Source organism: Elizabethkingia miricola, assembly GCF_001675285.1.
Classification (GTDB): Bacteria; Bacteroidota; Bacteroidia; order Flavobacteriales; family Weeksellaceae; genus Elizabethkingia; species Elizabethkingia miricola.
On record NZ_LSGQ01000029.1, the window covers coordinates 64,518 to 79,087 of the forward strand.

General features: G+C 36.7%; 14 protein-coding genes. 3 read left to right on the forward strand and 11 right to left on the reverse strand.

The window, feature by feature from the left end; all coding sequences use genetic code 11:
• Positions 1-49 precede the first annotated feature (49 nt).
• On the forward strand, positions 50-958 hold the full coding sequence (locus ATE49_RS14095; protein ID WP_065082691.1) for a DUF6268 family outer membrane beta-barrel protein: 909 nt from the start codon (positions 50-52) through the stop codon (positions 956-958).
• Between the two features lie 8 nt (positions 959-966).
• Here the strand turns inward: ATE49_RS14095 and ATE49_RS14100 are convergent, their stop codons facing one another.
• From ATE49_RS14100 to ATE49_RS14150, 11 genes are all read right to left on the reverse strand, one after another.
• The gene (locus ATE49_RS14100) at positions 967-1,707 is read right to left on the reverse strand and encodes a LytR/AlgR family response regulator transcription factor (RefSeq protein WP_065082692.1); all 741 of its coding nucleotides are present in this window, start codon (positions 1,705-1,707) and stop codon (positions 967-969) included.
• Positions 1,697-2,758 carry a sensor histidine kinase gene (locus ATE49_RS14105; protein ID WP_065082693.1) on the reverse strand — a complete coding sequence of 354 codons (1,062 nt, stop codon included), beginning with the start codon at positions 2,756-2,758 and terminating at the stop codon, positions 1,697-1,699. The genes ATE49_RS14100 and ATE49_RS14105 overlap by 11 nt, the downstream gene beginning before the upstream one ends.
• 78 nt (positions 2,759-2,836) lie before the next feature.
• Positions 2,837-3,433, reverse strand: coding sequence for a porin family protein (locus ATE49_RS14110; protein WP_065082694.1), 597 nt, complete (start codon positions 3,431-3,433; stop codon positions 2,837-2,839).
• Positions 3,434-3,556: 123 nt separating this feature from the next.
• Entirely contained in the window at positions 3,557-4,609 is a 1,053-nt protein-coding gene (locus tag ATE49_RS14115; protein ID WP_065082695.1) for a phosphotransferase enzyme family protein, read from the reverse strand.
• Between the two features lie 3 nt (positions 4,610-4,612).
• Entirely contained in the window at positions 4,613-5,533 is a 921-nt protein-coding gene (locus tag ATE49_RS14120; RefSeq protein ID WP_065082696.1) for a nucleotidyltransferase family protein, read from the reverse strand.
• The gene (locus ATE49_RS14125) at positions 5,520-6,908 is read right to left on the reverse strand and encodes a Gfo/Idh/MocA family protein (RefSeq protein ID WP_059156338.1); all 1,389 of its coding nucleotides are present in this window, start codon (positions 6,906-6,908) and stop codon (positions 5,520-5,522) included. The genes ATE49_RS14120 and ATE49_RS14125 overlap by 14 nt, the downstream gene beginning before the upstream one ends.
• 101 nt (positions 6,909-7,009) lie before the next feature.
• Complete coding sequence (gene rplT, locus ATE49_RS14130) at positions 7,010-7,354, reverse strand: 50S ribosomal protein L20 (protein WP_009085968.1); 345 nt, start codon at positions 7,352-7,354, stop codon at positions 7,010-7,012.
• 122 nt (positions 7,355-7,476) lie between these two features.
• Entirely contained in the window at positions 7,477-7,674 is a 198-nt protein-coding gene (gene rpmI / locus ATE49_RS14135; RefSeq protein ID WP_009085970.1) for a 50S ribosomal protein L35, read from the reverse strand.
• A 119-nt stretch (positions 7,675-7,793) separates the two neighbouring features.
• A complete protein-coding gene (gene infC / locus ATE49_RS14140) occupies positions 7,794-8,318 on the reverse strand; it encodes a translation initiation factor IF-3 (RefSeq protein WP_009085972.1) in 525 nt (174 codons plus the stop codon).
• 37 nt (positions 8,319-8,355) lie between these two features.
• Complete coding sequence (gene thrS, locus ATE49_RS14145) at positions 8,356-10,287, reverse strand: threonine--tRNA ligase (protein WP_065082697.1); 1,932 nt, start codon at positions 10,285-10,287, stop codon at positions 8,356-8,358.
• A gap of 46 nt (positions 10,288-10,333) precedes the next feature.
• Positions 10,334-11,878: a hypothetical protein gene (locus ATE49_RS14150; protein WP_065082698.1), complete on the reverse strand. Its 1,545-nt coding sequence runs from the start codon at positions 11,876-11,878 to the stop codon at positions 10,334-10,336.
• A 146-nt stretch (positions 11,879-12,024) separates the two neighbouring features.
• Between ATE49_RS14150 and ATE49_RS14155 the strand changes: the two genes are divergently transcribed.
• Together ATE49_RS14155 and leuC are read left to right on the forward strand one after the other, a co-directional pair.
• Positions 12,025-13,200: a 2-isopropylmalate synthase gene (locus ATE49_RS14155; RefSeq protein WP_065082699.1), complete on the forward strand. Its 1,176-nt coding sequence runs from the start codon at positions 12,025-12,027 to the stop codon at positions 13,198-13,200.
• A complete protein-coding gene (gene leuC / locus ATE49_RS14160) occupies positions 13,187-14,569 on the forward strand; it encodes a 3-isopropylmalate dehydratase large subunit (protein WP_059345646.1) in 1,383 nt (460 codons plus the stop codon). Before ATE49_RS14155 ends, leuC begins: the two co-directional genes overlap by 14 nt.
• Position 14,570 lies beyond the last annotated feature (1 nt).

Below are 14,570 nucleotides of genomic sequence, written 5' to 3' on the forward strand. Positions count from 1 at the left end.
ATTTTTGTATCAGACTATCAAAGACCTCTCTTTGCAGAAAATTTAAGCTATGAGAAAAGGTCTTTTGATCACTTTTTATTGTATGACCCATTTTTTTTATTGGGCAAACGCACAATCCGGAATATCCGGAGAACTGAAAACGGAATACATACCTTATTCCAATTATATCCGTCCGGAGGACAGCACTAAAACTAATTCAAAAAGCAACTTTCGCCGAATACAAATGAATCTTAGTATTCCTTTGTCTGTAAAGAAAACAGAGGATGGAAAAGTAAAAGCATGGTCATTATTAGTAAGTGGCTCTTATGCTAAGCTGTCTCACAAAGATTACGCTACGCAACTATTCCCGGATCAGATGCTGAATGCTCAGATTGGACTGCAGCATATAAGACCATTAGGAGGGAAATGGAGCATGATGATTATGGGAACTGTTGGTGTCTATACTGATTTGGAAAATGTAGACAAGAATGATATCCTGGGGCAGGGTGGTGTAGTATTTATAAAACAGTTTAACCCTAATTTAGCCTTTGGATTTGGACCAGGAATAACAACAGCTTTCGGTGTCCCGATGATTATGCCTTTTATTTATCTGGACTGGAAAACAGGTACAAAATTTAAGGTTAGTGTCAAATTCCCGGAAGAAGCTACTGTTGGTTATCAGTTCTCTGATATGTTTGCTTTAAAAGCTGTAGTGGGATTAGACGGTATGGTAGTAGAGAGAAAGAAAGAAGATAAATCAATACTATTGGGCTATCAACAGATAACAGCAGGATTAAGACCCGAAGTAAAGATCGGAAAATCATTAAGCCTGCGTATTACCGGCGGTAGTGTACTTGTAAGGTCTTTTAGTGAGAATGACCGTAGTCTTAAAAGTTTCTTTAAAGAGAAAAAGCAAAAAGATCCAAGTTTCACCAACTCATTCTATGCAGCTGTAGCGCTGCGTTGGAATCTGCCATAGACAGATTCCTATTTACTAATGAGCTTCTTATAAACAACCTGATTAAGTAATTCTTCTTTACGGGTTCTGGATATAGGAAGCTCAGTTTTATTAATATATAAGCGCCCTCCGGAAATCATTTCTATGTGGGTAATATTAATTAAAAACGATTTATGAATCCTGAAAAAATGCTCAGCAGAAAGCGATTCTTCAATAGCTTTCATTGTCTGATGGATTACAATAGATTTTTCTTTAAAATGCAGTTTGGTATAGTTCTGCATGCTTTCAACATAAAGGATATCGACCCAGGAAACCTTTATAAAAGTATCTCCCTGGCGGACATATAAAAAAGGATCTTCCAGCTGAACATTTTTTTTCATTTTTTCAGCCATAATAAATTGCTGCTGAGCTTTATTTACAGCCTGATAAAAACGGTTAAAAGTTATAGGCTTCAGAAGATAATCGACTACTTGTAGTCTATAGCCTTCCAGCGCATATTCTGAATAAGCTGTGGTAAGAATACATAATGGTGGATTTTCCAGTTGTTCTAAAAATTCAAGTCCCGTTAAATAGGGCATATTGATGTCCAGAAAAATAAGATCAATCTGGTTTTCCTGCATTTTAGTATTTGCTTCCAACGCTGTTGCGCAGGTAGCTGTAACTTCTAAAAATTCTATCTGATCTGCCATATCTTTAAGATGAAATCTTGCCAATGGTTCATCATCTATAATCAGGCATTTCATTTTAGGTAAAGTATAATTATTGGTCATTTTCGTTGGATAATTTTAGTTTTAAGGATACTTTATAGACGTTTCCTTCTGATTCAATTTTAAGGTCATGAGTGTCCGGATACTGAAGCTTTAATCGTTTTTTTACATTTTGCAAACCAATTCCGTGAGCTCCGTCTTTCTTTCTGCTCACCACTAAATCCGAATAAGAGTTTTCTATATAAAAGCTAAGCAGACCTTCTTTTTCTATACAGGAAATATTTATATAGCCAGTCTGCCCCGGAAGTCTGCAGACATATTTAAAGGCATTTTCAATAAACGGAACAAGAAGAAGGGGTACAATAAGTGCTTTTTTATTTTCAATCAACCATTCTGCTTTTACATCCAATTCATTTCCCCATCTTAGTTTTTCTACTTCCACTAAATCCTGTAGATACTGAATTTCCCTGTCTAATACTACTAAATTCTGATTGCAGTGATAGAGCTGGTACCTAAGTATATCTGAAAATTTTAATAAAAGAAAAGAAGCCAATTCAGTATTGCTTTTCATAAGAATATGAATATGATTCAGAATATTGAACATTACATGCGGATTGATCTGATCCTGTAATAGCTTTAACTGATTTTCTAGATGTGCCTGTTGAAGAAGGATATGATCCCGTTCTATTTTTCCGTGTTCCTGATAGAATTTTATTCCGCAGGCTGTACCATTTATAAGAAGTGATGCAGAAATAGAGAGATAAAAACCTTTCCAGAGGATAGGAATTTGATCTGAAAAATTTGCAGGTAAAGGAGTATTTGTATCGACATGAATGTACGTGAAAATTAAAGAAAATAGAATGCTAAGTGAAAGAATAATCAGGATTGCCTGTATAAGGAACCATTTCATTCTTTTAGATCTCAAAGCTTTTGGAAGAAGCCTGACAGTTAAAAGTTGAGTAAAAGCAAAAGAACTAACTAAAATAGCACAGGTTTGAAATAAAGCATTTAATTTTCCGTCTGTTGCCTGGAAATTTAACCAAAGGAAAACACCAAAAGCAAGCCAGAATATTATGGTAAATATGTATCTTCTTACAGTAAAAATTTTTATCATAAATAATGCATAGTAGATTTATAAAAAATTAGAAACTACAAATCCGTAGTTTCTAATTGGTAAAGATAATTTAAGTTTTTAGAATAAGAAGTAGCCAATGCCAAGGGAGAAACTATGAGGCTTGGATTTAAATTCTTTGCTAACATTGGAAAGTCCAGTTTCATATCTCAGGTCTATTGTAAAGTTTTTATAATCCAGCCCTATACCTCCGGTAATTCCGATATTGGATTTGTCAAATTTCCTAAAACTTTCCTGTAATGCTTTAGAAGCAGAAAGATTATCACTAAATGCATAACTATATACACCTCCTGCAAATACTCTTACATTATAGTCTTTATCATTAATGACTTTGTAACCAATTACTACAGGAATATCGATTGAATTCCATTTTAGCTTTTGAGAACCTTCGCTAGCAGTATCATAGGATGTTCTTTTTTGATTATATAAAGCTTCCCCCTGTACATACAAGCTTCCAAGATCAACCCGAGCCATAGCTCCCAGATGATAGCCATAATCATATTTTCCGGTTAAACCTGATGATGTGGATACTTTAGTGAAGTTCCCGCCTCCTTTTGCTCCTAAATGGAAAATAGAAGGTTGTTGTTGTGCGCTTACTTCTACAGAGCAGGTAATACATGCTAATAATACAGTGAGTCCTAAAATTCGTTGTTTCATTGTAAATGTTGTTTAAATCTGACGCAAAACAACGAAGATGGCTATTGATACTAAACTTTATTTGATGAATGGTAAAGGTAAAAGGATAAATTGATGTTTTTGATTGAAAATAAAAAAACCGGCTTAGGATGCCGGTTCTATTTTTAATAATTCTTTTAATAAATTGATCTGATTTTTTGTCCTGTCCAGATTATGGTTAGGGTATTTTGTTTTGTAATAAGTATCTCCATTCAGGTAATCACCTAAAAAACGAATCACCTGAATAAATACAACCACCTGGCCCGCATAATCCAGATTATCTCTTTCAGCATTAGTTAATGAATCTGATGTATGAGAAAGAAAACCTTCTTTTACAGCATCATAATATTCTCTGCTGAATACATTCTCAGGATTAGGGTCATCCTCTTCTTTTAGGTTGGTATATGACCTTACCATATCACCAAAATCATACAGAATAGTTGCTGGCATTAGTGTATCCAGATCTATTACACTGCGTCCCTTATGAGTATTATTATCAAAGAGTATATTACTGATTTTAGGATCTGCATGTACAATTCGCAATGGGAAACTTCCATTTTTCTGATTCTGAATAAATAGCTCCGGAAGATTCAGGTATTGATTGACAAAATTTATTTCTTCAGAAGCTTCATTTTTTCTTTCCTCAGAAGCTTTTTCCAAAGAAATTTTGTAATCATTAATTCTTTTTTCAAAGTCTATAAATCCGGGAATCGATGATTCAATCAGATTTGGATCGAGATCCAGAATTTTAGAATAAAAAACACTTAATGTTTTCGCAGCCTCATAAGCCTGATCTCTATCTTTTACTTTTGTAACACAATAAGTATTAGGAATAAACTTCGTCATTCTCCAGTAATCCTCATTATCATCTATAGTTAGAAATTCTCCCTTTATATTAGGGACAGTTTCAAGAATTTCATATTCATATCCTGCTGACTGGAGATGCTTGTTTACAACATCTATAGAATGCATAATTACTTCCGGTTTACGAAAGATATGATGATTTATTTTCTGTAAAATATACTGTTGCGTATCGTTGTCATTAATATCTACACGCAATGTAGTATTAATGTGTCCATCATTAATAGGAATGATGGACACTTTATTTTCATCTTTTATAGATATAAAAGACTGTAAAATCTTAATGTAGTTGTTCATAGTTTACCATAGCGAAGCCGGGTAGTAGCCGTTATCCACCATTTCCTGAACGGATTTGATAACGAAGTCTTTGTCTTCAGGATAGGTTACACCAAACCATTTATCCTGTGAAGATTCAACAACAACTTTTAAGCCCTCATTATGGATCATATCGTCGATAACAAAAGGAATGAAAAGTTCTGCTTTCTCCGAGCTTAGGTTAGTTAAAAATTGATCGAATTCAGTTTCTAAAACCTGAAATACTGAAGTATCCAGAATCCAGAAATTCATGGAAACCTGTGTGTCAGGAGCTAATTCTGTTTTGTTTCCGGCATCATCTGTGTGGATGATTTTCCCGTTTTCTTCAGAAATATTGGTATGTTCTACTACCTTTTTCAGTAAACCATTTTCGGTTGTACAAACACCGCGAGATACACTTCCGTTATCACTTAGTGTTGCTGAAAGAGGGTAGGCTACCATTCCGTACTGATGCTCATTAATTTGTCCTGAATTGATCAGTTGATAAGCTTTTTCAAAGGCCTTTCTGTTGTAATAGTCATCGGCATTAATTACTACAAAAGGATTCTTAATAACATCCTTAGCAGTTAAAATAGCGTGACCAGTACCCCAAGGTTTTACTCTGTTTTCCAGTCTGTTTTTATGTTTCTCCGGTAAAAGAGAGTCAAGAGCCTGGATCACAAAATCCAGTTTTATACCAGCCTTGCCAGCTATAGTCTGGAAATGATCTTTGGTTTCCTGATTAAAGTAATCGTTGATGATAAGGACTAGCTGATCAAAACCAGCGTTCTTAGCATCATAAATAGAATATTCCATTAGGCACTCACCTGAAGGACCCATTGGATCTACTTGTTTTTTTCCTTTGTATCTGCTGCCCAGGCCACCTGCCAGGACAAGTAAAGTTGCATTAGTTTTAGTAGTCGTCATTTATTGCAAATGTATTTTTAGCATTCTTCCATTTACCGTTTGTAAAATCAGGAATTTCCTGAACGGCACCGTTTTCAGCGATAGACTTTTCACTAAGAGGAGTAATGGAATACCATGTAGCTAGATCATAAACGTCTAGTGGGAATGCTTCATTTCTTTTAATACATTCTACGAACGTATTATCTAAGAAGTAATCCATACCGCCATGACCAGCACCAACAGCTTTCTGCTCATGCTTTTTCCACATAGGGTGATCGTATTCTTTAATCCATTTTTCAGAACTATCCCATCTGTGAGAATGGTTCATAATCTTCTCGAAGTAAATAAATCCTTGCGCTGCTTCTCCCCAGCCAAAATCTTCCCAAAGACCTTCTGTTCCTTGAACTTTGAATCCTAAGTTATATGGTCTTTGTAAGCTGGTATCGTGAGTTAATACAATAGTTTCCCCGTTGTGACACTGGATCTGAGTGGTAACAATATCTCCTTGTTTCCATTCTACTTTTGCATTAGGATGGCTTTCTCCGCCTTTATCCACGATGTATTTATGTAATCCTCTTGCTTTGGATGCAAAAGATGATAATCTTAATAATCTGTTCCCACGGTTAATATCCATCATCGTATGTAATGGACCAACACCATGAGTAGGGTAAAGTTCCCCGTTTCTGTTTTTATAGTGATTAGTTCTCCATTTGGCTTCACTAAATGCTTTTTCTCCGAATTCAACACCATCTCCGTTTTTACCATTGATACCACTGTTGAATAAAACTGGTCTTAAATCGTGTTGGTAACCTCCTGTTCCATGAACAAGTTCGCCGAACATTCCTTTTCTTACCATATTCAGAATGGCCATTACATCGCGTCTGTAGCATACATTTTCTAATGCCATTAACGGAACTCCAGTCTGTTCAGATACTTTTACATAATCCCAACATTCATCCAGTGTTATAGCACCGGAAACCTCCATTCCAACAATTTTACCAGCTTTCATAGCTGCTACGCCATGTTCGTGGTGCCATTCCCATGGAGAGGATACAAAAACAGCATCGATATTTTTATCCTTAAGCATGTTTTTGTAATCGTAATTACCATTTCCAAAAACTTTAGCAGGCTTCTTACCATTCTTTTTCAGAATTTCCTGTGCACGTCCAACCATGTAAGGATCCGGATCTGCAAATGCTACGATCTCCACATCATCACGTCTTGCCATGTTTTCTACGTGAGTTTGTCCACGTAAACCAACAGCGATAAAAGCTATCCTTACCTTTTTAGGATTAAAATCGAAGATGTTGAATAAAGTGCTCGAGGGAATTAAGGCGCCCATTCCTGCCATAGAACTGGTCTTGATAAAATCTCTTCTGTTAAATGAGTTATTCATATTTATGAGTTATTAGTTCTTCTTAGTTTTTAAAGGCATAAATATATAAAAAAACTCCCAGAAAAACTGGGAGTTTCTATATTGATAACAGAAATTATTAATTATTTTACTTGATCTACAACAGCTTTGAAAGCTTCAGGGTGGTTCATTGCTAAGTCAGCAAGAACTTTTCTGTTAAGCTCGATGTTGTTTCTCTTAAGATCCCCCATAAATTTGGAGTAAGAAACACCGTGCTCTCTACATCCAGCGTTGATTCTGGTAATCCATAGGGAACGGAAATTTCTTTTCTTTTCTTTTCTACCACGGTAAGCATATTGCATTGCTTTTTCTACCGCGTTTTTAGCTACAGTCCAAACGTTCTTTCTTCTACCGAAAAAACCTTTAGCCTGCTTCATGATTTTTTTTCTGCGTGCTCTACTGGCAACCGCGTTTACTGATCTAGGCATAATTTTAATTGTTTTTTTGAAGAGGGCGGTAACATTATGTTACTCTTAATGTGCTCCGCTTCAGGGTTAACTTGTTTTGAATTTGTTAGAATTCTTATAAACCGATATTAGATTTATAAAAACTACTTGATTGCTAATTGTCTAAGTACGCTTTTTGTATCCACTGCACTAACTAGACCTGTTTGCGTAAGATTTCTCTTTTGCTTAGTTTCTTTTTTAGTCAAGATGTGGCTTTTATAAGCGTGCTTTCTTTTGATCTTTCCAGAACCGGTAAGAACAAAACGCTTCTTAGCTCCTGATTTAGTTTTTAATTTAGGCATTGTTTTGCTTTTTTATATTTTGTTATCAATATCTTTTTATCAATGTAGCAATGTAATAACTTATCAACGTAACAATGATTATTGGTACATCGTTGTATTACTATACTGATACACTATCCTTATTTTGCAGGTTTCTTTGGACTCATCATCATGATCATCCTTTTACCTTCAAGTTTAGGAAGCTGGTCTACCTTTCCAACATGCTCTAGTTCCTGAGCAAGTTTAAGAAGAAGGATTTCTCCTTGATCTTTGAAGATAATAGATCTCCCTTTGAAGAATACGTAAGTCTTAAGCTTAGCACCCTCTTCAAGGAATTTCTCAGCATGTTTCTTCTTGAATTCGTAATCGTGATCATCAGTCTGAGGGCCGAAACGAATCTCCTTTACAACAACTTTAACTTGCTTAGCCTTTAGTTCTTTTTGTTTTTTCTTTTGTTCATATAAGAATTTCTTATAGTCCAAAATACGACAAATATAAGGCTCTGCTTTATCAGAGATTGCCACAAGATCCAATTCCTGCTCTTCAGCCATTTTACGTGCAACAGCAGTTGGATATACTCCCGGCTCTACATTGTCACCCACCAAGCGGACTTCTCTCACTTTGATATTTTCGTTAATCATATGCGCATCTTCCTTTTTGCGCATCGGTGGTCTGTTGTTTGGTCTTCTTAGTGCTATGGTCTTATTTATTTAAATGGTTAGCTATTTCTTTCTTTACGTGTAGTACAAAATCGTCTACCGACATGACACCCAAATCTCCTTCGCCTCTTCTTCTTACAGAAACGCTTCCGTCTTGAGCTTCATTTTCGCCTACAACAAGCATATATGGGATTTTCTTAAGTTCTGCATCACGGATTTTCTTACCCGTTTTCTCATTCCTTTCGTCAATCAGACCGCAAATATCGTGAATTTCTAACAATTGCGAAACTTTTTTTGCATAATCTACATATTTTTCGCTGATTGGTAAAATGATAAATTGCTCAGGACTAAGCCATAACGGGAAATCTCCGGCTGTATTCTCTATAAGGATTGCAATGAATCTTTCCATAGATCCAAACGGAGCACGGTGAATCATTACCGGTCTGTGCTTGTCATTATCAGAACCTGTATACCAAAGATCAAAACGCTCAGGCAAGTTATAGTCTACCTGAATGGTTCCAAGCTGCCAGCTTCTGCCTAGGGCATCTTTCACCATAAAGTCTAGTTTTGGTCCGTAGAATGCAGCTTCACCGTATTCTATAACTGTTTTTAATCCTTTCTGGTTTGCAGCATTGATGATGGCATGTTCTGCTTTTTCCCAATTTTCTTCAGAACCGATATATTTTTCTCTGTTTTCTTTATCTCTTAAAGAAATCTGAGCTGTAAAATCAGCAAATCCTAAAGAAGAGAAAACATAAAGTACTAAATCAATTACTTTTTCGAATTCCTCCAATAACTGATCCGGAGTACAGAAAAGGTGAGCATCATCCTGAGTAAATCCTCTAACTCTGGTTAAGCCGTGAAGTTCTCCACTTTGCTCATATCTGTAAACTGTGCCAAACTCAGCATAACGCTTTGGAAGGTCTTTATAAGACCATTGCTGTGCTTTATAGATCTCACAGTGGTGAGGACAGTTCATTGGTTTTAATAAAAACTCTTCTCCTTCATGCGGAGTTTTAATTGGCTGGAAACTATCTGCTCCGTATTTCTCCCAGTGACCGGAAGTTACATATAAGTCTTTGTGACCAATATGTGGAGAGATAACGAACTCATATCCTTGCTTTTTCTGTGCAGCAGAAAGGAAGTTCTCTAGTTTTTTTCTAAGAGCAGCTCCTTTTGGTAACCATAGTGGTAAACCTGCACCTACTTTTTCTGAAAAAGCGAAAATTCCTAATTCTTTACCTAGTTTACGGTGGTCACGACGCTTCGCCTCCTCCAGACGCTCCAGATATTCTGTTAAGTCTTTCTGTTTAGGGAAAGTAATTCCGTATACACGAGTTAGCTGTTTGTTCTTTTCGTCACCACGCCAGTAAGCACCAGCAGCGTTTAGAATTTTTGCTGCCTTTACAATTCCGGTTGCCGGGATGTGGCCACCACGACATAAGTCGAAGAAATTATCGTGAGAGCATAAAGTAATTTCGCCATCAGTTAAATTTTCGATTAACTCGGTTTTGTAAGGGTTATCTTTATAAGTTTCTAATGCTTCAGCCTTGGAAACCGGATATAGATTGAAGGTTGAGTTCTTTTTTGCATTCTCCAGCATTTTCTTTTCGACTTTTTCGAAATCTTTTTCGGAGAAAGTCTGGTCACCAAAGTCCACATCGTAGTAGAACCCGTTTTCAATTGCAGGCCCAATAGTTAGCTTCGCATCCGGATAAAAATCCAGAATAGCCTGAGCTAAAAGGTGAGCAGAGGAATGCCAGAAAGCTTTTTTACCCATATCATCGTTCCAGGTAAAAAGCTGAACCGTGGCATCTTCCGTTATTGGCGTGGTCACTTCTGTCTGTGTCCCGTTTACCAATGCCGAAATAGTGTTACGTGCCAATCCTTCACTAATGGATTGCGCGACCTGTAGCGGAGTTACCGCTGCCTCGAATTCTTTAATGCTTCCGTCCGGAAGTGTGATCTTTATCATAGTAAAAAAATGTACGCAAAATTACAAAAAAATGAGAAAAAATCAGCTACAGTTTTCTATTCTTTACTTTTTGTCTGATAATTTCTACAACATCTATGTGTGTAGCCTTGGCTTCAGCCCAGCTCTGAATGTCAATATAGACCAAAGTACGCTTATGGAAAGGGTTCTGGTTGTATATGTTAAGGGTGTTATAAAACTCCATGAAAATTTTCTCCTGATCTGAAAAGAAAACTTCATTCAGTTTCTGGAAAAACTCACTGATACTAAAGTGAATTTCACTTGCATTCTTCATTTTAGCCACAAAACGATGGGTTTGTTTTGCAAATTCATCGTAATCCTCATCCATTCCGGATTCGTATTTTGCCATCAGAATCAATACTCTTGTATGAAATGCCAAATCTTCCTGTATACTGGAGCCTTTGGCCTGAAGAATTCTTTGTCCGTATTCTATAGTCTCTTTGTATTTTTTAGAACCAAAGTAAAGGGCTGCAATTTTCAGATATAGTATAAGAAGATGATGATCATCTATCTTATCCCGGAATTTCTCCATCTTCAATTCTACTTCAGGAATAAGTTTGGTGCCAATGAAAAATTCTCCTTTTATAAAATGAATGTTCATTTGAGTATTATAAACATTCAGAAAAGTAAGAGACTGCAGGTTTTCATTAGTTGTAAAATACCCAGAGCTGGTTGTTTCTCTAAATTTTTCAAACCAGTCTTCCAATTTATTTACCTGTCCGTTTAGGAAGAGGATCTTCATAAGGTTAGTATTCCCTTTAATATACCATACCGGGTGGTTAATTATCATTTCAGGATTTTCATAGAATAATTCCACCCATTTCTGAGAGTATTTGTAGGCATGTTTGTAATCCTGGAGCAGAAGATGTTTCCATACATGGGCTTTATAGAACCACAGTTTTTCCCTGAAATTCAGTCTGGAAAAGCTTATTTTCCGAATTTGTTCGTTAAACTGATGAATAATACTTTCTTTATCAGTATCATTCTGAGCATAACCGTTTTTTAGCATTTCACTGTACAGCTTCAATGATAGATTGGAGAGTTCTGTGGAATAGGAATTCTGAATGCTGAGTTCATGTGACTGGGCAATAAGCTCATCAGCACGTCCTTCTATACTTCGTGTAATATATTGGGATTCTATAACTTTTTCCAGATCTATAATATCTATGGCCAATGTTTTTTCATCCAGATCGAATGCTGTTTGTTTTGCTTTATCCAATATCTTCAATGCCTGACGGTGAAGACCTTTCTGGTACAGAATGGTGGCGAAATCCAGTTGCTCCCGCAGCTGTATCCTGTTGTTCTGAAGACTTGGATTCATGCGCAGACTCACCAATATTTGTTTATACAAGTGTGCTTTAAGATTAGAAAGCTGCTGTTTAGTAGATATTTTTTTTGAAATGATAATGTCTTCATCATATTCTTTCATTTTTTCCATTTCAGAAAACAGGAGCAGAAATTTAGCATCTACATTTATTCCTAAACGGTTAACATAAAGCTTAAATTGTCTTTTTTCTGATGTAGAAAGCGACTTTATCAGTACGAAAAGAAAATCTTTTTGCAAATCTGCCATTGTAAAAAGTGAAAGTTTATTTAGTTGATAATCAATTTTTTATAAAAAGTTTTCAATGAAATGGATATTGTAGTTTTTAGTGGATCTGAAAAACCGGTAATAGTGAATTCATCTACTTTTGAGTCAAAATTAAATAAAACTTCATTATGAAAGCCGAGAAGATTGAAATTTTTGACACTACCTTACGTGATGGGGAACAAGTCCCGGGTTGTAAATTGAATGTAGAACAAAAGTTAGTTATCGCAGAAAAACTCGATGAGCTCGGTGTAGATATTATCGAAGCAGGTTTTCCTATTTCCAGTCCCGGTGATTTTCATTCTGTAACCGAGATTGCAAAGTTAGTAAGAAATGCTAAAGTATGTGCACTTTCCCGTGCTCATAAAAAAGATATAGAATCTGCTGCTCAGGCACTGAAATTTGCTAAAAGGCCAAGAATTCATACAGGTATTGGGGTTTCGGAATCTCATCTTAGATATAAATTCAATATTACTCTGGAGCAGGCTATCGAGCGTGCTGTTGGAGCAGTAAGTTTTGCTAAAAGCTTTGTAGAAGATGTGGAATTTTTTGCTGAAGATGCCGGAAGAACAGATAATGCCCACTTGGCACGTGTATGTGAAGCCGTAATTAAAGCAGGAGCTACGGTATTAAATATCCCGGACACAACAGGGTATTGCCTGCCGGAAGAATATGGAGCCAAAATAAAGTACCTGAAAGAAAATGTAAAGGGTATTGAAAATGTAATTATCTCTTGCCACTGTCACAATGATCTTGGATTGGCTACAGCCAATTCTATCGCCGGAGCAATAAACGGAGCAAGACAAATTGAATGTACCATCAACGGAATAGGGGAAAGAGCTGGAAATACCGCTCTTGAAGAAGTGGTGATGATCTTGCAACAACATAGAGACCTTCATTTAGCTACAGATATTAATTCAAAAATGCTAACTGAACTTAGTCAGCTGACTTCAGATATGATGGGGATGGTTGTACAGCCTAATAAAGCAATTGTTGGTGCCAATGCCTTTGCGCACAGTTCCGGAATTCACCAGGATGGTGTGATTAAAAATCGTGAGACTTACGAAATTATTAATCCGGAAGATGTTGGAGTAACTGAATCTTCAATTGTTCTTACAGCCAGAAGCGGGCGTTCTGCATTGGCATACAGATATAAAAATATTGGTTTTGATATTACTAAAAACGAATTGGATGTTTTATACTCTGAATTCTTAAAAGTTGCCGACAGCAAGAAAGAAGTAAATGATGAAGATTTGAATGTTATAATGAATGTATATAGCCAAAGTGCCAATTATGAACGCAGATAAGAAGACATTATTCGATAAAGTCTGGGATGCCCATGTTGTAGATACGGTACCAGACGGACCTCAGATTATTTATATCGACAGACACCTGATCCACGAAGTAACAAGTCCGCAGGCTTTTGCAGAGTTGGAAGCTAAAGGAGTACAGGTATTCCGTCCTAAACAAATTACAGCGACAGCTGACCATAATGTACCTACACTAGATCAGGATCAGCCAATAAAGGATGATCTTTCCAGAACTCAGGTAGAACAACTGACGGAGAATTGCAAAAAAAATAATGTAGAGTTATACGGCTTAGGCCACCCATATCAAGGAATTGTACACATTATTGCTCCTGAACTGGGAATTACCCAGCCAGGGATGAGCATTGTATGTGGAGACAGCCATACGTCTACGCATGGAGCCTTCGGAGCTATTGCTTTCGGTATTGGTACCAGTCAGGTAGCGCAGGTTTTTGCCAGTCAGTGTTTGCTACTGAATAAACCTAAATCTATGCGTGTTACCGTAAACGGTAAACTGAATAAAGATGTACAGCCAAAAGATGTAATTCTTTATATCATTTCTAAAATAGGAACAGATGCAGGAACAGGCTATTTCTGTGAATATGCCGGAAATGTTTTTGAGGAAATGTCTATGGAAGGGCGTATGACGGTATGTAACATGAGTATAGAAATGGGAGCCCGTGGTGGAATGATTGCGCCGGATGAAACTACTTTCGCTTACGTAAAAGGCCGCAAATTTGCACCTGAAGGGGAAGAATGGGAGAAGAAAGTAGCCTATTGGAAAACTTTGAAATCTGATGAAGGAGCGGCATTCGATGAAGAATTCCATTTCAATGCAGAAGATATTCATCCAATGATTACTTACGGAACGAACCCAGGAATGGGAATTTCAGTAAATGAAAGTGTTCCGACCCCCGTAACTGAATCTGAAGCGAAAGCTCTTAAATATATGGGGTTACAGGCGGGGCAGTCTGCCAGCGATATTCCTGTTAATTATGTATTTATCGGTAGCTGTACCAATGCAAGAATCGAAGATTTCCGTTCAGTTGCAGAATATATTAAAGGAAAGAGAAAAGCCGAAAATATTAATGCACTTATTGTTCCGGGATCACAACAGGTTGTAACACAGATTTATGATGAAGGACTGGATAAAGTATTTACAGAAGCTGGTTTCCAAATTCGTCAGCCTGGTTGTTCAGCATGTCTGGCAATGAACGATGATAAAATCCCTGAAGGTGAGTATTGTGTTTCTACGTCGAACAGAAACTTTGAAGGAAGACAGGGACAAGGTGCCAGAACTATCCTGGCGAGTCCGCTAACTGCAGCTAAGGTAGCAGTAGAAGGGAGAATTTTAATTTCTAAAAATTAAG